This window comes from Halobellus limi (assembly GCF_004799685.1).
Taxonomy (GTDB): domain Archaea; phylum Halobacteriota; class Halobacteria; order Halobacteriales; family Haloferacaceae; genus Haloquadratum; species Haloquadratum limi.
This window is the reverse complement of record NZ_CP031311.1, coordinates 764412-788885: the sequence shown is the minus strand read 5'-3', so window position 1 is coordinate 788885 and position 24474 is coordinate 764412. Positions and strand designations below refer to the sequence as shown.

The window sequence follows — 24474 nt, the reverse complement described above, 5'->3', positions numbered from 1 at the left end:
CGAGGAGACGTCTAACCCCGTCAGTCTGCGTTCGAATCGGTGACGAACTCTCGACGGTTGCGGTAGCCGCTATCACGGGTCTAAGCAGCGGCCGCTATCACTCCTCGAACGACTCCAGTTTCCGCAGAATCTTCGCGTAGACGTCGGGCGCGCAGTACCAGCCCGCCTCGACCATCGCGTCGACGACGGTCCGTGCCGTCTCGACCGTGATCCGGTCCCGAGACACCAAAAGTAAGAGGAGATACGCCGTGCCCCGAGTCGTGATGTTCTCGACTCCCGCGACGTCGCGACCGTAGGCCTCGTCCATCACTGCGGTCCCGTCGCGTGCGTCGGCGCAGGCGAGAACTGCCGCGTCCGCCTCGCTGAGGTTCGGATTCTCCCGCAGTCGTGTTAGCATCCCCGATTCTTCGACCGCGACCACTCGGAACACGCCGTCCGAAACGGCGCGTTCGACGCGTCGAGCGTCGGGATGGCCCTGCTCGACGCCCGCTTCCACGACCTCCGCGTAGACCCGCTCGGGGATCACGCACGGCTCGTCGAGGTTTCGGAGAAGGTCGAGTGAATCGGTCTTCCCGAGGTAGATGAGCGGCGTGGCGTCGAAGACCCACATTCACAGCGCCTCGAGGTCGTCGTCGAGGTGCTCCTCGGCGACCCACGTGACGTCGCGCTCCTCGACCAACTGCGCGAAGTCCCAGACGGACAGCCCCGCGATCTCCGCAGCCCTATTGAAAGAGACGTCTCCCGCGTCGAGCCGTTCGAGCGCCTGTTCGCGACGCCACTGTTCGAGCCCCTCGGAGAGGAGTTTCCGAATCGCCGTACTCCGATCGAGCTTCTCGGCGTCGAGGTACGCCTCGAGCTCGGACTCGACGTCGTCGGGCACGCGTGCCGAAACGGTTCCCATATTGCATACATTGTATGCGAAGTATACAAACGCTTCGACCGAATGCGGCGTGGAGAAACGAGGGCAGGAGCCGATCCCGACCGACTGCCAACGTCTTTACCGGACGACGAGTAACCCCTGCGTATGGATTCGATCAACCGGATGGCCATCGAACTGATCGACGAGGCCATCGACTTCGCGGAGGAACTCCGCGTCGTGCCGCACGAACTGGAGTCGGGGGCGACCGTCCTCGACTTCGGCGTCGACGCGCCGGGCGGTATCGAGGCCGGGATGCTGCTGGCCGAGGTCCAGACCGCCGGGCTCTCGACGGTCCAGACCCGGATGGACGAAATCCGGGGCGCGCCGACCCCGCACGTCGAACTCCAGACCGACAACCCCGCGCTCTCGCTGCTCTGCTCGCAGAAGGCCGGCTGGGAGCTCACCTTCGAGGACCCGCCGTACGACGGCCTCGGTGCCGGGCCGGCCCGCGCGCTCGTCGCCGAGGAGGACGAGTTCCACGAACTGGAGTACTTCGACGAGTTCGACCTCACGGTCCTCTCCGTCGAGAGCATCGACCTCCCGGGCGATCGGATCGCCGAGCACGTCGCCGAGCAGGCCGGCGTCGAACCCTCGGGGGTCTTCCTCCCCGCCTACGCCACGGGTTCGACCGTCGGGAGCGTCACCGCGGCCGCCCGCGCGGCCGAACTCGCGGTCTTCCGCCTCTTCGAACTCGGGTACGACGTCCGCGACGTCCAGTCGGCGTTCGGCTCCGCCCCCATCGCCCCGGTCAGCTACGACGAGAGCGTCGCGATGGCCCGCACGAACGACGCCGTCGCCTACGGCGGCGAGGTCCACCTCACCGTCGCCGAGGACTTCGAGGAGTTCGATCGCGTGCCCTCGAGCGCGCGCGAGGAGTACGGGACGCCGTTCGAGGACATCTTCGACGACGCCGGCTGGGACTTCTACGAAGTGCCCGAGACCATCTTCGCGCCCGCGTCGGTGACGATAGACGTCGTCGACGGCCCGACGCACGTGCTGGGCGAGACCGACGAGGAGATTCTCGCCGAGTCGTTCGGCTACCGGTCGTGAGCGAGGGGAGACCGTGCGATTCAAACTCCTCCCGGAGCCGCCGGAGTCGCTCGACGTCGTCGCCGACGCCCGGCGTGCGGTTCCGCTCGTGCCGGCGAGCGAGGACGACTGCACTGCCCGCCTGCTGCGGCGGCTCGACTTCCCCAGCCGCGACGTCGCGCGGACGTGGCTCACGTTCCTGCGCGCGCTCGAACTGGTCTCGGAGACGCCCTCGGGGTTCGTCCGCGAGCCGACAGAGCCGACGCCCGAACACCTCCGGTCGGCCTTCGAGCGCCGGATCTACGGCGCGAGAGAGGTACTGGACAGCCTCGAAACCGACGAGTCACGGACGGTCGACGACGTCTTCGCGGAGTTCGAGGATCGCGTCCCCGTCTGGGAGACCCACCGCGCGGCCGGCGACTGGCGCGACGTGTGGCGCGAGCGCGTCGAGCGGATCGTAGAGTGGGCCGTCCTCCTCGACCTCGCCGCCGAGCGCGACGAGGGATACGTCCGCGTTGAACGAAGCGGCAGCCCGCGACGCCGAGCGTAGGATCCCGCCTACGCGGCCGGCGGGACGTCCGGCCCGCCCTCGTCGCCCGCGACGCCCTCGCTTCCGCCGTCCTCGCCGTACTGCTCTCGGAGCCGACGGATCCGTTCGGGGATCGGCGGATGCGTCAGGTGGAACGCGGCGTAGGCCGGGTGCGGGAACGGGTTGCTGAGGTTCTCGCCCGCGAGCGTCTCTAAGGCGCGCGTCATTGACGCCGCCTCGCCCATCGTCGCCGCGGCGAAGTCGTCGGCCTCGCGTTCGTGAGCCAGCGACAGCCGGTTCGTCAGCGGCGCGGTGAGCGTGAGGACGGGCGCGGCGTACAGCAGCCCGATTCCCAGCGCGGCGTACGTCTCCGCGGGCAGGCCGAACGCGGCGTACACCCACTGGGAGGTCGTCACCCACCACAGGAACGCGAAGACGACGGCCATCTGCACCGCGGAGGCCGCCAGCTGCTTCCAGATGTGGGACTTCTTCCAGTGGGCGAGTTCGTGCGCGAGCACCGCCTGAATCGCCTCTCGGTCCATCTGCTCGACGAGCGTGTCGAACAGCACGACGCGCTTGGCTCGCCCGAAGCCGACGAAGTAGGCGTTCGAGTGCGAGGAGCGCCGACTGGCGTCCATCTCGTAGACCTGCTCGCACTCGAACCCCGCGCGCTCGAAGACGTCCTCGACGGCATCCCGAAGGTCGCCGGCCCCGATCGGCTCGAAGTCGTTGAACAGCGGCGCGATCACGCGCGGGTACACGATCATCATAAGCAGGGAGAAGCCGACGACGAGCGCCCAGCCGACGACCGGCCAGACCGCGGGCAGCGCCTCGACGGCCAAGAGGATCGCGCCGCCGACGAGCCCGCCGAGGACGAGCGCGAGGACCGTCCCGATCAGGAGATCCCGGAGCCACAGCCCTGCGGTCTGGTTGTTGAACCCGAAGCGCTCCTCGACGACGAACGTCTCGTAGGCGTCGAACGGCGCGGAGAGGAGCCGTCCCGCGACGACCGCGCCGGCCAGGAGGGAGACGCCCTGGGCGGCGCTCGGCAGTCCGGTTTCCGACAGCGCGGTCGCGACGTCGCCGTACGCTCCCGACACGACGACGGCGACGACGGCGGCGACGCCGAGCCAGGACTGAGATCGAGAGAGGATCGTCTTCGAGCGCTGATACGCCAGCATCTCCTCGGGGTCGTCGACGTCGAGCGCGTTCCGGACCCACTCGTCGGCGTCGCGGACGGCGTCGGCGCCGTACTGGAGGTTCAGGTAATCGAGCGCCGTCTCCAGCAGTTGGATGCCGAGGAGGAGTCCGGCGAGCGCGAGCGCGGCAGTTGCGACCATTGCCTCCGAATCGGGTCTCGTGGGACTTCAACGTCGCGGGACGGTTCGTCGGCCGCCGCTCGTGGCGGGGCTCTCGGTGATCGTCTGCGACGACGGCACCGACGTCGTCCGCGACGACGCGCCGCTGCCGGCTACCGGTCGCCGTCGTCGGCGACGTCCAGCACCGTCCCGACGCCCTTCGATTGGCCCTCGCGGAAGACGAACCGCTGGCCCTCCTCGACGAGGTACGGCCGGAACTTGAACTCGACCGTCGCCGTCCCGGTGTCGCCCGGGAGCAACTGCCCGCCCTCGGGTCGGAACACGACCGCCTCGCTGACGGTTTCGAGGTGGACGACGGGCTCGTACCCCTCGCGGATCCTGGTTGGGTGGTTCAGCACCATCACCTCGGCCTCGAACGAGCGGACCGCCGGCGGGTCGGCGTCGGCGGGGAGCAGCGCCATCCCGCGCTCGATCTCCTCCTCGCGGACGCCCTTGAGCGCGATGCCGACGATGCGCCCGGCCTTCGCCCGGTCGACGCGGTGGTGGTGCATCTCGATCGAGCGCACCTCGACCTCGCGGTAGGAGCCGTCGGGCATCGGCCCGATCTGCAGTTCGTCGCCGGCCTCGACGCTCCCGGCGTTCACCGTCCCGGACGCGACCGCGCCGACGCCCGTCACCGAGTACGTCCGGTCGACGTACATCCGGAAGTCGTCGCCGGCGTCCCGGGCCGTTTTGGGGAGCCGTTCGAACATCGCATCGAGGTCGTCGAGGCCGTCCATCGTGACCGCGCTGGTTCCCAGGATCGGGACGACCGAGTCGCTCAACTCCTCGACGGCGACGTCGACGCCGTGTCTGTCGACCCGGAGCGGCGTCCGCCCGACGTCCCGGAGCAGCCGTTCGACCTCCCGTTCGACCTCCGCGAGCCGATCCGCGTCGACGACGTCGGCCTTCGTGATCGCGACGACCGTCGGGAGCTCCATCGCGAGCAGGATGCCGAGGTGCTCCCGGGTCGTCTTCGTCGGCCCGTCGTCGGCGGCGACCACCAGGAGGCCGTAGTCGAGTCGCTGCCCGACCAGCCCCCGGATCGTCGTCCGCAGCCAGGGCTCGTGGCCCACCGTGTCGACGAAGGAGACCAGCCGGTCGGACTCCTCGACCACGCGCGCGCGATCGGACTTCCGGTGCGGGTTGTCCAGGTGGACCGGGCCGTCCTCGGTGAACCCGTAGACGGCGTAGGAGAGGTCCGCCGAGAGCCCGCGCTCGACCTCGTGGGGCTGGACGTCGAGGAACCCGCGGGTCTGGCCCTGACCGTCGTCGGCGGTCCCGGTGACGAGCGAGCCGACGAGCGTCGACTTGCCGTGGTCGACGTGGCCCGCGGTCCCGACGACGATGTGGTCGTCGTCGACGTCGAGGACGGCCCCCTCCGCGACCGTCGCGACGCCGACGAGTCCCCGGTCGCCGTCGTCGCCGACGCCCCACGTCTCGACGTCGTCGATGTGGGCGCCCGCCTCCTCGGCCAGGATCGAGAGCACGTCCATCGACTCGGAGAACGCGTCGGGCGTGATGCCGGCGATGCCGCCGTCGTCGGTGACGCCGACGACGTACGTCGCCGTGCCGTCGCCGGAGAGCACGCGGTGGCGCAGTTGCGCCGCGAGGCTCTCGAGCCGACCGTCGGCGAGGTGGAGCTCCCGCGAGAGCCGCTCTTTGAATTCGACGCTGCCGCCCTCCTGCTCGCCGCGCTCGAGGGCCGATTCCAGTACGGCCCGGTCAGCGCTCATAGCCGCGGATAGGGAATCGCCTGATAAAACCCTTTTCGTGGTGTGAGTTCCCGTGTCACAGTAGTTCTCCCGAGGTCGGGCGTAGCTGGCCGCGAACGCGCGGGTCACTCCTCGTCCCCGGCGGGTCACTCACTCCTTGAGCCGTTCGTAAGCGCGGTTGACGCGCTTGAACTGCTCCTCGTCGCCGTCGTCGGTGTCGGGGTGGACGGCCTTCACCCGCTCGCGGTAGGCGGCCTTCACCGCCGTCTGGTCCGCGTCGGCGTCGAGTCCGAGCGTCCGGTACGCCTCCCCGCGGGTGGGTTCGTTCGGGTCGCGTCGGCGCCGCTCCCCGCGCTGGCCGCCGGCCGCGCCGCGCCCGTCCGCCCGGCGCTGACGACCCGACCCGGCCGCCCGCCGTCCCGGACCGAATCCCTCGAAGTCGCCCGGCCCGCGCGAGGCGGCGTTCCCGCGTCGGCGTCGCCGCTCGCGTGCGCTCCCGGCGGTTCGCCTGATCCGCTCGCCGAGGCGGCCGCTCGCGTGGTACCACAGGAGGTACGTCGCGATCGCGAAGATCGTCGCGAAGAGGAAAAGCAGCGGCTGATAGACGAAGCCGAGGACGCCGAAGAGCACCGTCGTCCCGGCGAACACCGCGGCGAGACCGATGACGAGTCCGTCTTCGTCCACGATCGGGAGAAGGGCGTCGACGACCGTAAGCCTCCCGGCGTCTGCGCCGACTACCGGGACAGTAGACCGACGAACTGCTTCGACGCCGATCGACGGGCCGGTCCCACGCCGGTGGAGTCGATCCGACGCCGATCGATGGGCCGATCACGCGCCGCCGTCTCCGAGACGACAGAACAATTACCCGCGTGGAGAGATAGCCGGCTATGATTCCGCTGGAAGACACGTACATCGAGAACCGGGTTCTCGTGCAACCGAACGACACCAACAACAACGACACCGCCCACGGCGGCAACGTGATGAAGTGGATGGACGAGGTCGGCGCGATGTCGGCGATGCGCTTCGCCGGCGAGACGGTCGTCACCGCCCAGATGGAGGGCGTCGACTTCCACCGCCCCATCCCGCGCGGGAACACCGCGCTCATCAAGTCGTACGTCTACGACGCCGGCACGACGAGCGTCAGCGTCTACCTCCGCGTGTTCAGCGAGGACCCGCTCTCGGGCGACACCGAACTCACGACCGAGTCGCACTTCGTCTACGTCGCCATCGACGAGGACAACTCCCCGACGCCCGTCCCCGACCTCGACGTCTCCTCCGAACGGGCGGTCGAACTGCGCGACGCCGCCAACGGCGAACACGATTGAACCGCGACGCAGGCGGCATCGCGAGCGGTTCTCCGGGCCGGATTCGTTGAATGGAGTCCCCCGGACGCGACCGCTCGCAGGTCGAGACCCGGCGGACGCGGGACCAGTCATCTCCCGTAGTTCTACCGCCCCGAACCTTGGTGTCGTCGCGCCACGTATGTCTCTCTATGCCGAAGACGGAGCCGTTCGAGAAACACACAGAGCGGTACGAAGGATGGTTCGAGGAACACGAGGCCGCCTACCAGTCCGAACTGGAGGCACTCCGACGGCTCGTTCCGACGACGGGGTACGGGATCGAGGTCGGCGTCGGAAGCGCTCGATTCGCCGCGCCGCTCGGAGTGCAGGTCGGCATCGACCCCTCAGAAGAGATGCTCGAACACGCCCGTGAGCGAGGGGTCGAGGTGGTCGGGGGCGTCGCCGAGTCTCTCCCATTCAAAGACGGGACGTTCGATACCGCGTTGATCGTGACGACGATCTGCTTCGTCGACGACGTTCCGCAGACGCTGGCCGAGGTCGCGCGCGTCCTCAGACCGGACGGGGCGCTCGTGATCGGATACATCGACAAGGACAGTCCCGTTGGAAAGATCTATCAGGAAACGAAGGCTCAGAACCCGTTCTACCGGGAGGCCGTCTTCGTCTCGACCGAGGAGCTCGTCGACGCGCTCGAAACCGCGGGGTTCTCCGACTTCGAGTTCGTCCAGACCATCTACCACTGGCCCGGCGAGATCGAAGGGCCCGAACCGATCGAATCGGGATACGGAGACGGCTCCTTCGTGGGTATCAAAGCGACTCGGTAGCGAGCAGGACGCGACGGAACCTCGTCTTTCTGCTGTACTCGCGTCAACCGGTTCCAAATCGAATCTTTGGACGCGTGAGTGGGTCAGCTGCCTCTCTCACGTGTACATCAGGTCACGACCGGGAGTACGGAAACCAATCCCATCCCCAGCTCAGACAGCAGAGCCAGGGAATCGCCCAGAGCGTTCCGCTTCCGAGAAACAGAGACCATCCCATCAGGTCCCAATTCTCCGTGAGAAGGAACCCGATGCTAGCCGGAGGCCGACGGTCGCGATCGCTACGCCGACGACACCGATGCATTCAGACGGGATTGGAATGGAGAACGTGGTCACTTCCCGCGCGTTACGACGGTCAGCAGCCACATAAGCGATAACTGGCTACAATAGCCTACACTGCGGTTCCACGCGACCATACTCTCGGTGGCACTGTTGAACCCTCTCGCAGTGATAGGTTCTATCCTATCGATGGTAGTGGATGGGTGCCTGAGTTGTTCTGTCTGGCCGTTCAATCGTCTGTCCTTCCGGCAGTCCCTGTCTCTATGTATAGGTGTTCAGATACTCATCCAAGACGTGAGTACGTCAAAGTGACCACGCAGGGGAGAGCGAATCCCTGAGAGTTCGCCTTCCGGCAGTGAACCGACCACTCCGACGAGGCCGTGATCGGGAGAACTTGAAATCGTCTACAATCGTCCCTATCTGTCGGCACGTCTCGGTGCCGAACTCGTGATTTATTCGCAGAATCGGTTCACATTGTCCGCGCGAATACGATAAACAACGCCAGGCCGACACCGGCCAGGAGGGCGAGCATCGAATGTTCCTTCTCGTAGGACTGTGCTTCGGGAAGCAGATGGGCTGCGGAAATATAGATCAGCACGCCCGAGACGGATCCAAGCAAGAGGCCCAGATCGCTTTGTCCCAACCCACCCACTAGAGGATAGGCGACGAAGGCGCCGATCGGTGTCGTCAATGTCGCGATGAAAAACGCGTACGTTGCCGCCGTTCGTTCCGTCACGTCCCCCCTCAATAAGACGAGATACGTGATGACTCCCTCGGCGAATTCGTGGACGACCAGTCCGGTTCCAGCCAGAACGCCGGTCAGCAGCGAGATGTTGAACGTGACGGTGTAGACGACGCCGTCGATCAGCGAGTGGACCCCGATGCCCTCCGCTGCCGTCACCCCAAACGCGAGTGTCTCCTCTCCGGTTCGACGTTTGATCACTTGGTTGGAGAGATACATAAAGAGGAAACCAGCCAAGGCGGTAAAGCCCGCGTCGGCGTTGTTCTCGACCGCGTTCGGGACGGCGTGAATCAACGGCGTCGCGATAAGAATTCCCGCAGCAAAGCACATAAGATACGGAAGCGATCGTTCCGCCCACTCCCGGTGTCGAAATATAGCGATGATTCCTGCACTGTTTACCAGCGCCGCGACAATGGCAAACGCTGCAATCCAGTAGAACTCCGCCGGAAACGCTACCATAGCTGATGCCTATGTTCCTTCGGGGGCCTCAACGGCCCGCTCTCGGTCACGAGAAGCGACATCTGATCCGCCAATTCGAGATTCTCTGGCCGTCTCTTACCGAAACTACCGCGGCGAATAATAAAAGAAATGTTCGTCCGGCTGGCGCCGTCTTGGACCCTGAGTATCTGAGTCTGGGCCCGTACTGAATGTGCCCCGTCCTAATGGGGTCGTCAGAAAACCGTCGTCTCACCGTCTACGAGATCGCGGGTGAGCGACTCCACGTCTTCGAGTTCGTCGGTGACGATGTGTCGCACCTCGTCGTCGTCGCGCACCGTCGTGTCGATGTCCACGGCCAGGGGTCGTGTCACCGGTTGCCCGATCTGAGAGAGGAGTTTCACTTCGGTGTGTTCGGCTCCGAGTTCCCGGTGGATGCGCTCTGCGGCGTTCGTGGCGACGAGATTGTACAGTTTGCCGACGTGGGAGACTGGATTCTTTCCCGCCGACGCCTCGAGGGTCATCGGCCGGTGCGGCGTGATGACGCCGTTGACACGGTTCCCACGGCCGACGTTTCCGTCGTCGCCCATCTCCGCGGAGAGGCCGGTTTCGGTGAGGTACACCACCCCGGATTCGACGTCGTCTGCGGCGTTCACGTCGACGTGGACGGTTCGCTCGGTATGCCGGTTCGCGTACCGAGTGGCGAGTTCCACAATCCGCTCTTTCACCTCCACGTACTCGTCGACGTCTGCGACGTTTCGAGAAATGACGGCGGCCGCGACGGTGATTCTGAGTTCGTCGTCCGTCCGCCACCCCATCAACTTGATATCTTCGCCGACGGCGGGGAGCCGCTCACGGAGTTCCGGCTCGAGACCGTTGATGATTCGATCGGTTTCCGAGAGCGGGGCGTAGCCGATCCCGACGCTGGTGTCGTTCGCCAGCGAGGCCGCCGGTGAGTCGAACAGTGATTTCAGATCGACCGACGTTTCGCCGATACGCGACTCGAACTCGACCATATCGCCACTCAATTCCGAAAAGTGCTCGTCGACGTACTCTCTCGCCGCGCCGATCGCAATTTCGTCGATCGGGATACGTCGCCCATCGACGGATCGGGTCGCTCGACCGCCGATCAGCACGTAGATCGGATCGGTGATCTCACCGCCGCCGAAGTCCGGGACCGTCGTTCCCGCAACGAGCTGAACCTTGTCGGTGTTGTGGTGAAGGATCTGCCCGAATTCGTCGAGGTAGTACCGCGAGAGATGCCGCGAGACGGCTTCCGCGATGCCGTCACAGATCGAGTCCGGGTGGCCGATTCCCTTCCGTTCGACGAACTCCGTCGTCCGGGCGGTGATCGGGTTCCGGTCGAGGTGACGAATGGTGAACGAGGGTTCGGCCATAGTATCATCATTAACGCTGACTGACAAAGAGTGATTCGTCGCCGGGAAACGACGTGAACGATCGTCCCAATGGACAACTGCAGTCGACTTGCGATGCCGGGGTCAGCCATCGTGTGAATCGGTAGGGGTCTAGGTGGGCTGTCTCTCGCTGAGGAAGGTCCGGTGTTCAGCGAGGTAATCGTACCCCGCTCCGAGCACGACCCCGTAGACCAGGTACGCGAGGAGCGTTACGACCACCATCGGGAGATTATCGCCGAGCGTCTGGCCTTCGATGCTGATCCCGTAGAGTACGGCGACGACGTACCCCGCCCAGAGGATGAGGCCATACACTGCCCCGTGAGTCAGCCCCGTTTCGCCGGGGAGTCCCCACGTGAACCCCGCGAAGAGGAGTGGCCAGGCGACGGCGTACAGAAGCCCAAACCAGATGAACGTCAGAAACGTCGCAGTCGGGCTTCCGAGTTCACAGTAGGGCGCTCCACCGACCGCGCACAGGCTCGTGAAGGTGGCGAATACGAAGAGGTTGGTTCCGGCGAGGAGGAGATCCGCAACCAGGAGAAACACCAATAACGCGGCGGTTGCTGCGATCCCACCGCCGAGGCTACTTCGTACTGGATCCATATCCCTGTCTTCGATGTCAATATAAAAAAGTATACACCGGATTCGCCGTGATAGTGTCTGATTAGGGCCAACAGAACTCTGGTTACCGAAGAGAGTTCAACTCTCGTACGCGTCGAGAAGGCCAGTCGCAAGTTCCTCGCCGTAGAAGTTGAGACTATAGCGGGATTAGCGGGGCTTTGATGCGTAGTATCAGCCGAATCGGTGAGCAGAAACTGATTCAGATCGCTTTCTGACCGGACATTATTGTTGGATGATCAACTCATTCGGATCGTTTCCGAGACCGCGGCTAGTGTAGCCACTCAGACGCCGCGCTACCACGGATAGATACCCTCGCGATCCGATTCCGGTTTCCTTCTTCAACAGCGTAAGCGTGTTGTCGGCCGTCACGATCGGCAAGTGTTCATATTCACCGGTCAAATCGGCCTGTACCGGCAAATCGATTGCTCGCCAAATAGAGTACAGCGAACACGCGAGCGCGAAGTAGGAGAAGCGAAGCTCGAAATCCTTTGACGTCGTCGCAGCCATAAACCGCTTTATCGATCTGTACCCGCTCTCGATTTCCCACCGATACCCGTACTCCGTGAGGTGACCACTCCCGCAATTCGTTATGAACACCGAATATTGTCGATGATCGTCGTGCTCAGAGTCTTCTTTTCGACGATAGATTAGCGTCGCCTCGTGCCACTCATTCTTCCCGAAATGTAGTTTGCGGTCAGTCTCGTACCGATCCTGGTCCCGCTGGAGTAACCGCTTGGCCTGAGTTTTCTCGCTCGTCTGCATCCGCTTTGGGACGGCGTAGGAAAGCCCGCGCTGACTGACCATCTCCAGAACGTGCTGGCTGTCGAACTTCCGGTCCATCAGCACGTTATCGACGTGAACGAGGTCCTCAGCCGAATCCAGTAAGTCCTCGACGATTGCCAGTCGTATCTCCCCCTTTCGGACGGGCGCGCATCAAGCACGATTGGGACGGCGTTGCCGACCAGCTGAACTGTGGCCCACTGGTGAGCGTACTCGTCGGTCTTCTCCTTCGTCCCGATGATCTCGTCTTCGTAGCCCGTTCTATCGCCGGTGAACGGATCAGCTTCGGTAATGTCGATCGCGACGATCCCCGCTCGAAAGAACTGCTCTGTCTCCGTAACTTCGTTCAGGAGCCGAGTGATGGCCTGCCGGTACATCTCTCGCACTTGGTCAATCGAGAGGTCACGGATGTGTTTGCGACGGGCGTGCCCCAGCGGTGTCCGATCTCGAGTCGATTCGTAGACGAAACTGCGAGCCCCTTCGTTCGCAGCCAGCCGCTCGCGAAGTCCGAGATATGTCTGCAGGTCTCAGTACGCGTTCTCGTGGATCTCACAGCCCTCACCACGGTCCAGCGAGAACGCGGGGAAGACGACGCGGCTGACGTGATCGCTGATCTTCGCTGTTTCTTCCAAAACAGTCTGGTCGTCCGGATCGGTCGCCTCAGACTCGTCGTCATAGTACTGGAGCTTCCGTTCCGGGTCACGAGGAACCACAACACCGGTATTCTGTGCGTTGATGAGGAGCGTCCGAGCCGTTCTCTCAACTGTCTCACGGAGATCAGCGCTGAAGCGCTTGTTCCAACTGCGCCAGAGTGTCGACTGATCGGGAACGGAGTCGAACCCGAGCGAGCGACGGGTCTCTGAGTGCTGCCGGAGATATTCGACGAGCGCTGTCTCGTGGCCCCAGCCGTGTATCACTTTCAGCAGGAACGCCCTGAAGAGCTGTGGCATCTCGTATTCAGTTGGACCGGAGTACTGGTCGTGGGGGTTGAACTCCGCGTAGGACAGTGGATACTGACAGACGAACCCCTCGATCGAGTCGTGGGCGTCGTGCTCGAACCAGATTCCCGAGACGGTTCGGAAATCCTCAATGAGCGCCGTCAGTGAGCTCTGGTCGTACAGTGGCGTCGAGTCGTAGGCCGGCCAGTCGGGATACTCTGTTGTCGCTATCGAACGGAAGACATCGCGCCGAGAGACAGAAGTCGGTGCCATCGGGGACACGCCTGCCGTTCCCGGGCAATGATATGACGTTCTCTCTGACGCTCACGAGATGCTCAAGTCGCCTCAGTTTCGGGATCGTTCACAGACAGCAATCCGGTCGCCATCAGCCGCCGAGTGATCGCGACCAGCCCGTTGTCGAATCCGCGGCCAAAGACGCCTTGTTCGTGCTCACGCCCGTCTGCCCTCGTTTCGGTGAACGAACTTACTAGGATCGCCTCACGGTCGGCCAGTAACAGCCGACTGATTTCGGTATCGTCATCTGGAAGCGGCGACCGGCTCAGCCAGTCCAATCCTGAGACGAACACTTCGACACCAGGCAGGGCATCTTGAATGGTGGCCTGGAGGTCTTCATCGACCGTCCCAATGATGACGTTCACATCGCGTTCCTGAGCCGACTGCAGCTGTTCGGCCAGCTGGTCGGTGAAAATACTCTCGTGGCCGACCACGAGGATCAACTCCTCTGTCGCTCCCTCGATCAACTGCCGCGCCCGGCTCGTAATGCCCTGATCGCCGGAGATGGACCACACCTCGTGGGTGGCCTCTGTTGATTCTCTCTCGTCGGTCGGTTCGAGCCCGCTCAGGGCGCCTCGAAGTGCTTGCGCTCGTTCGACGTACTCCGTCTGGAGTGTATTGACGGCCTCGTCGATCGGGACGGCACGAAACACCTGTGGATTCGAGTGCTGGGTCTCGACGAGCCCCTTCGATTCCAACACGCGAATCGCGTCGTACACTCGCGTCCGGGGAACCTCCGAGGTCTCGCTGATGTCCTTGGCCGTCCCGCGCTGTCGGCGCGCGAGCGCGACGAACGACTTCGCTTCGTACTCCTTGAGCCCGAGTTGCTGGAGCAGTTCGATCGATTTATCTTGATTTGACACGTCTTCCATTGGTCCCAACCTCGACCGCTACGTGGACGTTCACCCGCCGGGTGTTTAGTACGTGGCACCGAGATACGAGGGCGTCACTCACAGAGTCAGACGACGGCCCGATTTCTAGGGGTCCTGGAACCGCCAGAGCCAGCGCTCCGAGATTATTCACTCACTTAATCACAGTACATCTATGTACGGGTAGCACAGACAGTAGCGTGGCGTGAAGCCGCAGATTTGGTCCCAACCTCGCTGCGGCTACACGCCGAAAACCACCACACTCGGTGGTTCACGAGACTGGTGACGACTCGATGTCCGGTGACCCATCCGACCACGCACGGTCCACGGCCGTCAAACAACTCGAAGAACTCGGGCTCAGTACCTACGCCGCCCGGACGTTCGTCGCACTCGTGGGCCTCGGTGAGGGAACGGCTCAGGACGTGAGCGAAGCCGCCGACGTCCCCCGAACCCGCGTCTACGACGCGGCCGACGAACTCCGAGAGCGCGGCCTCGTCGACGTCAAACAGTCGAGTCCACGGCGATATTGGGCGATCTCGACGGAGACGACCGCCCGTCACTTCGAGCAGGAGTACAACCACCGCGTGGCCGCCCTGACAGACGCCCTGGATACGCTCGCATCATCGAACCGGACGACCGAACAGCAGGGCGTCTGGACGGTCACCGGCCGAGAAACCGTGACCGAACGCGTCGTGGAGTTCGTCTCGACCGCTGACGACGAGATCGTCTACATGACCGTCGAGGAGCTACTGACCGAGGAGATCGTCCGAAGCTTAGCCGCCGCCAGCGACCGCGGAGCGTCGATCCGGCTCGCAGAGATGTCTCAACCGGCCGAGGATCGGCTCGAACAGGAGGTCCCCGACGCGCAACTGTTCGAGTCGCTGTGGGACTGGTCGGATACGCCCGCCGGTCGCCTCCTTATGGTGGACCGAGAGAAGACGCTCGTGAGTGTCCTCGTCGACGGTGACGGTCAACACCCGCCCGAGCCGCGCGACGAAACGGCCATCTGGGGAACGGGGCCCACGAACAGCCTGGTCGTCGTCCTGAAAGCGCTGTTCACGTGGCAACTCGACAGTAACCGCGAATAGCCATGAGTGGGCGCAGAGACGCACAGCGATCCGATCCAGACGCGGATCGAAGGCCCGGTACAGAAACCCGAGCAGTGACCTCCGCTCTCGTTTCCTCGACCAAGTGAAAATAATGTGTGACGACACAGATCAGATCGGTGACTCAGACACAGTAGACCAGCCTGCAAACACAGATGCGAGGTCCACGACGGTCCGCCACAACTGGGAGCAATCGACCCTGCCCAGTGTGGCGATCGTCGAAGCAGTTGCTGCGGCCACTGACCGGGCGACGACCGATCTGCCACCTCTGCAGGAGACTGTCGATTCGGGGGCGCTCGATACGCTGCTCGATGGACAGTCACCGCCGGTAACAGTCTCGTTTCGGTACGCCGGCACCGGCGTCTCGGTGAGCGGGGACGGCAGCATCGAAGTCCGAGTCGACGGAAGGTTCCTGGGGACAGACGACGGGTAGTGCCTCCTCCCCGCTGGAGCGCACGGTACGGACTGCGACGATCCGGGAGCCCGACTCGTCGCCTGCGAGAGAGCTGAGATACCCGCGATCAGGAGCGGTCCGTCGATGTGTCCTTTCGGTGACCGTCGATCGCCTCCAACAGAGACAGAACGCGTTGGAACTCTCGGCCCCGACGCACGGTGGGCCGACCGGCATCGTACTCGATCACGTTCGCCTCCCGTAACATCGGCAGGTGAACGTGGTGAAGTTCGATACCCCGACTTTCCGAGAGTCCGTTTCCGTTCGAGGTCGTCGAGCCCGCTACGGCTAGGTGCTCCGTGAGCCCGTCGACAGTCGTCCCCTCGGGCGTGTCGGCCACCCGGCGGAGGATCCGTCGTCGCTGCCGTTTGGTCAGCAGCCGTAGTGCTGTCTCTGTCGATATCGACGGTGGTAAGTCGCTCATAAGGTGGCTCCATCGTGTTCAGTTGGGACACCGGCTGGCGTGAACACGGGTTCGATACTTCACATACCTAACAGAAACCCGTATCGTTAACCCGGATCCTCAAACTGTTCTCCCCGTTGGCGGATTGTATATCGTGAAATAAGGTATATGTCGAGGCGGGCGCTCGAATCAGTATATTCAACACCGGTGGCGCCGAATCCGTGCGTATGAGCCTCGAACGCGAGTACGAGTGCCCCGAGTGCGGCCACGACGGATTCTGGAAGACGGCGTCGATGGAACTCCACCTCGGGACGAAGACGAAGTGGAGCTGTAACGAGTGCGGCTACGGCTTCATCGAGATCAACGGCATCAGCACCGCGAAAGCGTAGTCGAGCGGTCGGCCCGCGGGTTAATCTTCTCTGTCGAGTGCGCGCCAGGAGAGCCGCGGGTTCCGCGCCGCGGCGGCCTGGTCGATCCGGCGCGCCGTCGTCTTCGACGGTGCGGCTTCGAGTGCGTCTTTCGAGTCGGCCATCGCGGCGTCGAAGGCGTCCGCGAGGTCGTCCAGCGACGCCTTGCTCTCGGCTTCGGTCGGTTCGGTGAGCATCGCCTCCGGGACGAACTCGGGCCACTTCGTCGTCGGCGGGTGGACGCCGTGATCGAGCATCCCCTTCGCGACGTCGGCCGCGTCGCGGTCGCCCGCCGTCGCGGCGAACTCGTGGTGGAACGGACCGTACGGGATGTCGTAGTCGATCCGCTCGGCGAGGTAGTTCGCGTTCAACACGGCCTTCGCCGAGGTGTCCTTCAGCCCGGAGTCTCCGAGTCGGGCGATGTAGGCGTAGGTCTTCACGAGCACGAGCCAGTTGCCCTGGTAGCCGTGGACCTTCCCGATGCTCCGCTCGGGGTCGTACAGTTCGTAACGGCCGTCGCGCTCGCGGACGTGGGGTCGAGGAAGGAACTCGGCGAGTTCCTCGGTGACGCCGACCGGGCCCGCGCCGGGACCGCCGCCGCCGTGCGGCGTCGCGAACGTCTTGTGCACGTTGTAGTGCATCACGTCGAAGCCCATATCGCCGGGACGGGCCCGCCCGAGCAGCGCGTTGAGGTTCGCGCCGTCGTAGTACAGCAGGCCGCCGGCGTCGTGGACGATCTCGGCGATCTCCTCGATGTCGCGCTCGAAGAGCCCGACGGTGTTCGGGTTCGTCAGCATCAGCGCCGCCGTCTCCTCGGAGACCGCCGCTTCGAGCGCGTCGAGGTCGACGCGACCGTCGTCGCCGGAGGGGAGTTCGACGACGTCGTAGCCGGCCATCGCCGCGCTCGCGAAGTTCGTGCCGTGCGCCGACGCGGGCACGATGACCTCCGACCGCGGGTCGCCGCGGGCCTCGTGGCACGCTTTCGCGATCATAATGCCGGTGAACTCCCCGGCCGCGCCGGCGGGCGGCTGTAGCGTCACCGCGTCCATACCACCGATGCGTGCGAGGTAGTCCTGGAGGCCGTAGAGGAGTTCGAGCGTCCCCTGGACGCTCTCCTCGGAGCGGTCGGGGTGGACGCCCCCGTTCGGGTCGGCCGCGACGTCCTCGGTGAACGAGGGGTTGTACTTCATCGTGCACGATCCGAGCGGGTACGGCCCGCTCTCGACGCTCCAGTTCATCTGCGAGAGCCGCGTGTAGTGCCTCGACAGCTCCGGTTCGGAGAGTCCGGGCAGTTCGAGGCTATCGCGGGTCAGATCGTCGGGCAGCGGCGACGCCTCCGCGACGTCGACGGCCGTCGTGTCCTTCTCGGAGAGCAGCGATTCGTACCGGTCGTCGTCGCCGTAGCGCGCCTGATCGTGGTTCATCATAGTGCCTCCTCGAACGCCGCGACGAGCGCGTCCGTCTCGTCGGCGTTCACGTCGGTGACACAGATCTGCAGCAGGTGGTCGTCGAGGACGTGGACCGCGAAGCCGTCCGCTTCGAGGTCTCGCGCGATCGCCGGCGCCGGCTGGTCGGTCCGGACGAGGAACTCCCGGAAGTGGTGCCGATCGTGGACCGGCGCTTTGACTCCGGGGAACTCGTCCAGCCGCGCCGAGAGCGACTCCGCCTCGCGAACGCACCGGCTCGCGAGATCGACGAGGCCGTCCGGACCGAGCCACGCGAGGTGCATCGCGGTCCGCAGCGCCACCCACGCCTGGTTCGTGCAGATGTTCGAGGTGGCGCGCTCCTTGCGGATGTGCTGTTCTCTGGTCTGCAGCGTGAGCGTGTAGGCGCGCTTGCCGGCCGCGTCCTCGCCGGCTCCGACGAGTCGACCGGGGACCTGTCTGAGGAACGCCTCGCGCGTCGCGAAGAGGCCCAGCCCCATCCCGTAGGCCGTCGGCAGGCCCAGCGCGTCGGCCTCGCCGACGACGACGTCGGCGCCGACGCTCGCCGGTTCTTCGAGCAGGCCGAGCGCGACGGTGTCGGTGCCGAGACAGAACAGCGCGCCCGCCTCGTCGGCGACGTCGCCAACGTCGGAGAGACGCTCCTCTATCGTCCCGTGAACGGTCGGGTTCTCGGCGTAGATCATCGCCGACTCCCCGTCGGCGAGTTCGGCGAGCGCGTCGACGTCGACGGTCCCCTCGGCCATCGGATACGTCTCGACCGCGAGGTCGGTACCGTCGACGTAGCTTTCGAGCACCGCGCGCTTGTTCTCGTGGAGAACCTCGGGTACCCACACGACGGACCCGGACACCTTCCGAACTCGGTCGGCGAGCCTGGCCGCCTCTCCCAGCGCCGTCGCGGCGTCGTACATCGAGCAGTTCGCGACCGGAAGCCCGGTCAGTTCGACGACGAGCGACTGGTACTCGAAGAGCGCCTGCAGGAAGCCCTGAGCGATCTCCGGCTGGTACTGCGTGTAGGAGGTCAGGAACTCGGCCCGCTGTGAGAGGTCGTCGACGACCGACGGGACGTAGTGTGAGTGGTGGTCGCGCCCGAGGAACCCCGTCAGGTCGTCGTTCTTCGCGAGCACCGACGACAGCTCCGCGCGGAGTTCGCGCTCGCTCCGGGGTTCGATGCCGAGGTCGCCGTCGAACCGCACCTCGGGCGGAACGTCGAAGAGTTCCGCCTCGCTGTCGACGCCGACCGCCGCGAGCATCTCGGCGGTCTCTGCGGGCGTGTGCGGCGTGTACGGGCTGCCCGCGACCCGCTCGTGGCGTCCGCCCTCGCTCATCCGTCGCACCTCCCGCTGGCGGAACGGGCGGTTCGAGCCCGCGTCGAACGCGCGTTCGGGTGCATCCTGATCACTCGGTCTGCTCGCGGTATTCGTCGGCCGAGAGCAACTCGTCGAACGCCGCGTCGTCTGCGACCTCGACTTCGAGCATCCACCCGTCGCCGTAGGGCTCTTCGTTCACCAGTTCGGGGCGGTCGAACAGGTCCTCGTTGACGGCGGTCACGGTCCCCGAGATCGGCGCGTAGAGGTCCGAGACGGCCTTGATCGATTCGACGACGCCGAACTCCTCGCCCTGGGTGATCTCCTCGCCGACCTCCGGCAGTTCGACGAAGACGACGTCGCCCAGTTCGTCCTGGGCGAAGTCGGTGATCCCGACCGTCGCGGTCTCTCCGTCGGTCGTGGCGTACTCGTGCGATTCCTGGTACTTGCGGTCTGTGGGTACTTCGAACATTAGTTGTCCTCGATGAATGGTGTGGGAACGATTTCGGCGCGCTTCTCCTGTCCGCGGACGGCGATCGAGAGCTCGGTTCCGGGCTCAGAGAGCGACGTCGGGACGTAGCCGAGCGCGATCGGCTCGCCCAGGGTGGGGCTCATCGTCCCGCTCGTCACGTGACCGACGACGTCGCCGTCCGCGACGATCTCGTGGCCGTGTCGGGCGATCCCGCGCTCCCGCAGGACCAGCCCCACGAACGTCTCTTCGACGCCCGCGTCGGCGACGGTCGCGAGCGCGTCGCGGCCGACGAAGTCGGTGTCGAGCGCGACGGTCCAGCCGATCCCCGCCTCGTAGGGGTTGCGCGGCTCCGCGTCGGGATCGAAGTCCTGTCCGGAGAGGAGAAACCCCATCTCCGTCCGGAGCGTGTCGCGGGAGCCGAGACCGCACGGGGTGCAGTCCGCCGCGAAGGCGGACCAGACGGGTTCGGCCTCGTCGGTCGGACAGAGGATCTCGAAGCCGTCCTCGCCGGTGTAGCCCGTCCGCGAGACGAACGAGCGGACGCCGCCGACCTCGGCCTCGATCACGTCGCCCCACGACAGCGGGGCCACGTCGGCGTCCGTCGCGCGGTCGACCGTCTCGGCTGCGTCCGGCCCTTGCACCGCCACCATCGCCCACGCGTCGGTCTCGTTGCGGACCTCGCAGTCGAGGCCCCACTCGTCCCTGTGGTCGACCCACCGACGGTACGCCGCCTCGTCGTGGCCGGCGTTCGGCACGAAGAGGTACCGGTCTTCCGCCTCGGGAAGCCGGTAGACGATCGTGTCGTCGACGATGACCCCCGACTCGTCAGTGATCGCCGAGTACTGGGACTCGCCCGGCGAGAGCGCCTCGACGTCGTTCGACGTGAGGCGCTGCATCAACGCCGTCGCGTCCGACCCGCTCACGACGATTTCGCCCATGTGCGAGACGTCGAAGAGCCCGACCGAGTCGCGCACGGCCTCGTGTTCGGCCCGGATCGATTCGAACTCGACGGGCATATCCCACCCGCCGAACCCGGTGAACGTGGCGTCTGCGGCGTAGACGTCGTACAGCGGCGGCTTCCGAAGGGCCATAGTGGACGGATGGTTCGCGGCAAGAAATGTTTTGGTATGTCCGCCGAGGCCGCCGCCTTTTGCCAGGTTTAAACGGTATACTGCGATAACAAATGCGGTATTTCGGCCGGGGCGACACCACCGACGGCGTCGAACCGCGCCGAGCGCCGTCGTTATTTGCTCTGAGAGAGAAGACCGGCTATGGGACGGTTAGTCGAACTCGACGCGACCGGGCCGCTGAAACTCGACGAGTCGGACCTGGACCCCGAGAAGGGAGACGTCGCGGTCTGTCGGTGTGGGCTCTCCGACGAGTTCCCGTTCTGCGATGGGAGCCACCGAAACACGAGAACCGAAGCCGACGACGGGCTGTACCGGTACGTCGAGGTGGGCGAGACGCTCCGTCGCCGTGAGGTGGATCACGTCGCCTACGCTGCCGACGAACCGGCGGACGAGGGAGATGGACGCTCCGAGCGACCGGAGTGACGTCACGGCGGACGGTTTCGGTGTGTAACCGTACGAAGTTTCGTTATTCTTAATTAGACACCATATATGGTTTCTACTATGTCGACCGGGAGGGGAATTTCGAGGCGGACGTACCTGGCGGCGGTCGGAACCGCCGCGGTCGGCGGCCACGCCGGCTGCACCGGGTCGGCTGCCGGATCGGTCTCCGTCCTGTCGGCCGGAAGCCTCGCCAGCGCCATCTCCGACCACCTCGGCCCGGCCTTCGAGTCGGAAACCGGGACCGCGGTCCACGGCGAGTACTACGGGACCAACGCCGTGATGCGGATGGTCGAGGACCGGACGAAGCACCCCGACGTGATCGTGAGCGCCGACGCGACGCTCCTCCGGGACCGGCTCTACGGCGAGTTCACGGACTGGGACGTCGAGTTCGCGACGAACAGCCTGGGTCTCGGCTACCGCGGGTCCACGTCGATCGGTCGGGCCCTCGACGCCGGGCGTCCCTGGTACGAGGTGGTACGCGGGGCCGACGACGGGGCGGTCGCCATCGGCGATCCGGACCTGGACCCGCTCGGCTACCGCGCCCTCCAGGCGTTCGAGCTCGCAGAGCGCGAACACGGCCTCGACGGCTTCCGGGAGGAGATGTCCCGGCGCGTGTATCGGGAACCGGAGGAACCGCAGATGATGGCCGGCGTCGAGAGCGGCTCTCGCGCCGCAGCGGTCGTCTACCGGAATATGGCCGTCGACCACGGGATGCCGTTCGTCGAGTTCCCCGACGCGTACAACTTCTCCGATCCGGCGCTGGCAGACCACTACGCGACGGCGACGTACACCACCGAGGAGGGGTACACGGCCGAGGGGCGGCCGATCGTCTACAACGCCACGACGAAGGCGAACGCCGACAACCCGGACGCGGGCCGACGGTTCGTGCAGTTTCTCGCCGATACCCCGGGACTCCTCGACGAGGCCGGACTGACCGTCACGGCGGATCTACCCCGCGGTCACGGCGACCTCCCGGAGGACGTCGAGGTATGAACCGCACCGACGCCGTTCGTTCCGGGCGACCGTTCCGGGTTCCGGGAGGGCTCGTTCCGGCGGTTCTCGGCGGGTTCCTGCTCGTCTACTTCGCCCTGCCGTTCGTGGCGTTTTTGACCCGCACCGGGACGGCGAACGTGCTCGGCAGGCTATCGACGCCCGAGGCCCAGGCGGCGGTCCGGAACTCGCTTCTCACCGCGCCCGTCTCGACGGCGGTCGCGACGGTCTTCGGTGTGCCCCTGGCGTATCTCCTGGCGCGGACGTCGTTCGTCGGCAAGCGGCTGGTCGAGGGAGTCGTGGTGCTGCCGCTGGTCCTCCCGCCGGTGGTCGGGGGGGCGATGCTCCTGACGGCCGTCGGTCGGTTCACTCCGATCGGCCGCATCGCGGCCGGCGCGGGCGTCCCGCTCACCGGGAGTCTCCTCGGCGTCGTTCTCGCCCAGACGTTCGTGGCCGCGCCGTTCGTCGTCATCACGGCGCGCGCGGGCTTCGGCGGGGTCGACGAGCGCTTAGAACAGGCCTCTCGGTCGCTCGGATACGGGCCGCTCGCGACGTTCTGGAACGTCTCGCTCCCGCTGGCCCGCGGGGCGATCCTCGCGGGGATCACGCTGACGTTCGCCCGGGCCATCGGCGAGTTCGGGGCGACGATGATGGTCGCGTACAACCCCCGGACGATCCCGACGCGGATCTGGATCGACTTCATCGCGGGCGGCATCGACACGGTCGTCCCGCTCGCGCTCGCGCTGCTCGCGATCACGCTGATCGTCATCACCGCCGTGCAGCGGTTCGGTCGGATTCCGACGGTGGTCGAGGAATGAGGGCGGCGATCGACGAGTGGGGCCGCGACCGACGAACGAGGCTCGCGGGGGACCGATGAGACTGGAAATCGACGCCCTCTCGCACCGCTACGGCGAGGAACTGGCCGTCGACGACGTATCGTTCGGGATCGAGGCGGGCGAACTGGTGGCGCTGGTCGGGCCCAGCGGCTGCGGGAAGACGACCGTCGTCCAGTCGGTCGCGGGGCACGTCCGCCCGACGGCCGGGCGGATCGCCCTCCGCGGCGAGGACGTGACCGATGTGCCGCCGGAGGCGCGGGGCGTCAGCGTCGTCTTCCAGCGCTCGACGCTGTATCCGCACATGACCGTCGGCGAGAACGTCGCCTACGGACTCGGAGCCCAGGACATCGCACCCGCTCGCCGCGAGGAACTCGTCGCGGACCACCTCGAGTTGGTCTCGCTGGCGGACCAGCGGGCGGCGCGGCCGGCGGAGCTGAGCGGCGGACAGCGGCGGCGGGCGGAACTCGCGCGGGCGCTGGCGCCGTCGCCGGACGTGCTGTTGCTCGACGAACCGCTGTCGGCGCTCGATCGCACGCTGCGGATTCAACTGCGCGACGAGATCGCGCGAATCCAGCGGGAGACCGGCGTGACCACGCTGTTCGTCACGCACGACCAGGAGGACGCGATGGCGCTGGCCGACCGCCTCGTCGTGATGAACGGCGGTCGAATCGTCGCCAGCGGACGGCCGCGGGACCTGTACGAATCGCCGCCGACCCCCTTCGTCGCGTCGTTCCTCGGACGGGCGAACGCGTTCGACGCGACGGTGCTGGACGCGGACCCGCTCACGCTCCGGCGAGGCGACGGCACGGTAGAAGTCTCGGGGTTCAAGGCGGACGCGCCGGGCGTTTCGGAGGGATCGACGGTCACGTGTCACGTTCATCCCGGGGACCTCTCGGTTCGGCCGATCGGGACCGAGACCACGGATCCGTCGATCCGCGGGACGGTGACCCGCGTCGCGGACGTCGGCCGTCGCTACGACGTGACCGTCGGGATCGGGGCCGGCGAGGACCTCGTCGCAGAGCAGGTGTCGTCGCCGCCGGCGGTCGACGACGACGTCGCCGTGGCGTTTCCGGCGGATCGCCTCCACCTGTTCGACCGCGAGGCGGGACGCCGCGTGTCGCTGTCGGCGGTCTGATAGGGAGTATCGGAGAGACCCGTCGACTCGGTTTCATCCGAACCGCGTACCGCGGCCAGCCGAGAGTCTGTGGACGTCCGATCGGCTGCGATACTCCCGATGAGAGGGGCCGGTCGCGACGCCTCCGATCTGTCCGACGGATCGAGACCGGTGACGGGGAATCGATCGAACGTCATCGACGGGTCTCAGTTCAATTCACACCGTATTCAACCACCAAAAGAGAACGATATGCTTGTCTCGTCCGGATCCCGTGGAGAGCATATATGGTCCGGTAGAGGATGCGGCATCGGAACAGTTAATTTAGTATTCTTTCAATTA

The 24474-nt window shown here is 65.5% G+C and carries 25 protein-coding genes and 1 pseudogene; 11 read left to right on the top strand and 15 right to left on the bottom strand.

All coding sequences use genetic code 11. The features are described from left to right. Window positions 1-97: 97 nt before the first annotated feature. Window positions 98-610, bottom strand: coding sequence for a DUF3368 domain-containing protein (locus DV707_RS04080; protein WP_103990487.1), 513 nt, complete (start codon window positions 608-610; stop codon window positions 98-100). Next, window positions 611-901 (bottom strand): UPF0175 family protein, encoded by a 291-nt coding sequence (locus DV707_RS04075; protein WP_103990488.1) that lies wholly within the window; start codon window positions 899-901, stop codon window positions 611-613. A gap of 123 nt (window positions 902-1024) precedes the next feature. On the opposite strand from DV707_RS04075, the gene mch reads away from it, so the two are divergent. Together mch and DV707_RS04065 are read left to right on the top strand one after the other, a co-directional pair. After that, the gene (gene mch, locus DV707_RS04070) at window positions 1025-1969 is read left to right on the top strand and encodes a methenyltetrahydromethanopterin cyclohydrolase (RefSeq protein ID WP_103990489.1); all 945 of its coding nucleotides are present in this window, start codon (window positions 1025-1027) and stop codon (window positions 1967-1969) included. 13 nt (window positions 1970-1982) lie between these two features. Beyond that, window positions 1983-2498, top strand: a complete 516-nt coding sequence (locus DV707_RS04065) for a hypothetical protein (protein ID WP_103990490.1) — start codon at window positions 1983-1985, stop codon at window positions 2496-2498. A gap of 8 nt (window positions 2499-2506) precedes the next feature. On the opposite strand, the gene DV707_RS04060 is transcribed toward DV707_RS04065, so the two are convergent. From DV707_RS04060 to DV707_RS04050, 3 genes are all read right to left on the bottom strand, one after another. Further along, window positions 2507-3817 carry a M48 family metallopeptidase gene (locus tag DV707_RS04060; RefSeq protein WP_103990491.1) on the bottom strand — a complete coding sequence of 437 codons (1311 nt, stop codon included), beginning with the start codon at window positions 3815-3817 and terminating at the stop codon, window positions 2507-2509. Window positions 3818-3948: 131 nt separating this feature from the next. Then, window positions 3949-5571, bottom strand: a complete 1623-nt coding sequence (locus DV707_RS04055; RefSeq protein ID WP_103990492.1) for a GTPBP1 family GTP-binding protein — start codon at window positions 5569-5571, stop codon at window positions 3949-3951. 129 nt (window positions 5572-5700) lie between these two features. After that, complete coding sequence (locus DV707_RS04050) at window positions 5701-6234, bottom strand: J domain-containing protein (protein WP_103990493.1); 534 nt, start codon at window positions 6232-6234, stop codon at window positions 5701-5703. 203 nt (window positions 6235-6437) lie between these two features. Between DV707_RS04050 and DV707_RS04045 the strand changes: the two genes are divergently transcribed. Both DV707_RS04045 and DV707_RS04040 read left to right on the top strand, forming a co-directional pair. Continuing rightward, on the top strand, window positions 6438-6875 hold the full coding sequence (locus DV707_RS04045; protein ID WP_103990494.1) for an acyl-CoA thioesterase: 438 nt from the start codon (window positions 6438-6440) through the stop codon (window positions 6873-6875). Window positions 6876-7042: 167 nt separating this feature from the next. Further along, a complete protein-coding gene (locus DV707_RS04040) occupies window positions 7043-7672 on the top strand; it encodes a class I SAM-dependent methyltransferase (RefSeq protein ID WP_103990495.1) in 630 nt (209 codons plus the stop codon). Window positions 7673-8414: 742 nt separating this feature from the next. Here the strand turns inward: DV707_RS04040 and DV707_RS04035 are convergent. The 5 genes and pseudogenes from DV707_RS04035 to DV707_RS04015 all read right to left on the bottom strand — a co-directional run bounded on the left by DV707_RS04035 (window position 8415) and on the right by DV707_RS04015 (window position 14039). After that, entirely contained in the window at window positions 8415-9146 is a 732-nt protein-coding gene (locus tag DV707_RS04035) for a ZIP family metal transporter (RefSeq protein ID WP_103990496.1), read from the bottom strand. A 212-nt stretch (window positions 9147-9358) separates the two neighbouring features. Then, window positions 9359-10519 carry a methionine adenosyltransferase gene (locus tag DV707_RS04030; protein ID WP_103990497.1) on the bottom strand — a complete coding sequence of 387 codons (1161 nt, stop codon included), beginning with the start codon at window positions 10517-10519 and terminating at the stop codon, window positions 9359-9361. A gap of 129 nt (window positions 10520-10648) precedes the next feature. Further along, complete coding sequence (locus DV707_RS04025; RefSeq protein ID WP_103990498.1) at window positions 10649-11137, bottom strand: DUF6789 family protein; 489 nt, start codon at window positions 11135-11137, stop codon at window positions 10649-10651. A gap of 336 nt (window positions 11138-11473) precedes the next feature. Further along, a pseudogene (locus DV707_RS18900) lies at window positions 11474-13146 on the bottom strand (transposase); the annotation flags it as partial. A 62-nt stretch (window positions 13147-13208) separates the two neighbouring features. After that, complete coding sequence (locus tag DV707_RS04015) at window positions 13209-14039, bottom strand: TrmB family transcriptional regulator (protein ID WP_200820841.1); 831 nt, start codon at window positions 14037-14039, stop codon at window positions 13209-13211. A 290-nt stretch (window positions 14040-14329) separates the two neighbouring features. On the opposite strand from DV707_RS04015, the gene DV707_RS04010 reads away from it, so the two are divergent. Both DV707_RS04010 and DV707_RS04005 read left to right on the top strand, forming a co-directional pair. Further along, complete coding sequence (locus DV707_RS04010; RefSeq protein ID WP_103991230.1) at window positions 14330-15124, top strand: TrmB family transcriptional regulator; 795 nt, start codon at window positions 14330-14332, stop codon at window positions 15122-15124. Between the two features lie 112 nt (window positions 15125-15236). Continuing rightward, window positions 15237-15575, top strand: a complete 339-nt coding sequence (locus DV707_RS04005; protein WP_103990499.1) for a HalOD1 output domain-containing protein — start codon at window positions 15237-15239, stop codon at window positions 15573-15575. A gap of 88 nt (window positions 15576-15663) precedes the next feature. Here DV707_RS04005 and DV707_RS19370 read toward each other — a convergent pair whose 3' ends face one another. Beyond that, on the bottom strand, window positions 15664-16017 hold the full coding sequence (locus DV707_RS19370; RefSeq protein WP_103990500.1) for a DUF7344 domain-containing protein: 354 nt from the start codon (window positions 16015-16017) through the stop codon (window positions 15664-15666). A gap of 206 nt (window positions 16018-16223) precedes the next feature. On the opposite strand from DV707_RS19370, the gene DV707_RS18560 reads away from it, so the two are divergent. Further along, window positions 16224-16385 carry a DUF7838 family putative zinc beta-ribbon protein gene (locus DV707_RS18560; RefSeq protein ID WP_170216807.1) on the top strand — a complete coding sequence of 54 codons (162 nt, stop codon included), beginning with the start codon at window positions 16224-16226 and terminating at the stop codon, window positions 16383-16385. Between the two features lie 20 nt (window positions 16386-16405). Here DV707_RS18560 and gcvPB read toward each other — a convergent pair whose 3' ends face one another. The 4 genes from gcvPB to gcvT all read right to left on the bottom strand — a co-directional run bounded on the left by gcvPB (window position 16406) and on the right by gcvT (window position 20715). Continuing rightward, window positions 16406-17827 (bottom strand): aminomethyl-transferring glycine dehydrogenase subunit GcvPB, encoded by a 1422-nt coding sequence (gcvPB, locus tag DV707_RS03995; RefSeq protein WP_103990501.1) that lies wholly within the window; start codon window positions 17825-17827, stop codon window positions 16406-16408. Then, on the bottom strand, window positions 17827-19173 hold the full coding sequence (gene gcvPA / locus DV707_RS03990; RefSeq protein WP_103990502.1) for an aminomethyl-transferring glycine dehydrogenase subunit GcvPA: 1347 nt from the start codon (window positions 19171-19173) through the stop codon (window positions 17827-17829). The genes gcvPB and gcvPA overlap by 1 nt, the downstream gene beginning before the upstream one ends. A gap of 70 nt (window positions 19174-19243) precedes the next feature. Next, complete coding sequence (gene gcvH, locus DV707_RS03985; protein WP_103990503.1) at window positions 19244-19624, bottom strand: glycine cleavage system protein GcvH; 381 nt, start codon at window positions 19622-19624, stop codon at window positions 19244-19246. Continuing rightward, entirely contained in the window at window positions 19624-20715 is a 1092-nt protein-coding gene (gene gcvT / locus DV707_RS03980; RefSeq protein ID WP_103990504.1) for a glycine cleavage system aminomethyltransferase GcvT, read from the bottom strand. Before gcvT ends, gcvH begins: the two co-directional genes overlap by 1 nt. Before the next feature lie 180 nt (window positions 20716-20895). On the opposite strand from gcvT, the gene DV707_RS03975 reads away from it, so the two are divergent. The 4 genes from DV707_RS03975 (at window position 20896) to DV707_RS03960 (ending at window position 24156) form a co-directional block, all read left to right on the top strand. Continuing rightward, window positions 20896-21177, top strand: a complete 282-nt coding sequence (locus DV707_RS03975) for a CDGSH iron-sulfur domain-containing protein (RefSeq protein ID WP_103990505.1) — start codon at window positions 20896-20898, stop codon at window positions 21175-21177. A gap of 78 nt (window positions 21178-21255) precedes the next feature. Beyond that, window positions 21256-22188, top strand: a complete 933-nt coding sequence (locus DV707_RS03970) for an extracellular solute-binding protein (RefSeq protein ID WP_200820842.1) — start codon at window positions 21256-21258, stop codon at window positions 22186-22188. Next, a complete protein-coding gene (locus DV707_RS03965) occupies window positions 22185-23003 on the top strand; it encodes an ABC transporter permease (RefSeq protein ID WP_103990507.1) in 819 nt (272 codons plus the stop codon). Before DV707_RS03970 ends, DV707_RS03965 begins: the two co-directional genes overlap by 4 nt. Window positions 23004-23058: 55 nt before the next feature. After that, window positions 23059-24156, top strand: a complete 1098-nt coding sequence (locus tag DV707_RS03960; protein WP_103990508.1) for an ABC transporter ATP-binding protein — start codon at window positions 23059-23061, stop codon at window positions 24154-24156. The last annotated feature ends 318 nt before the right edge of the window (window positions 24157-24474 follow it).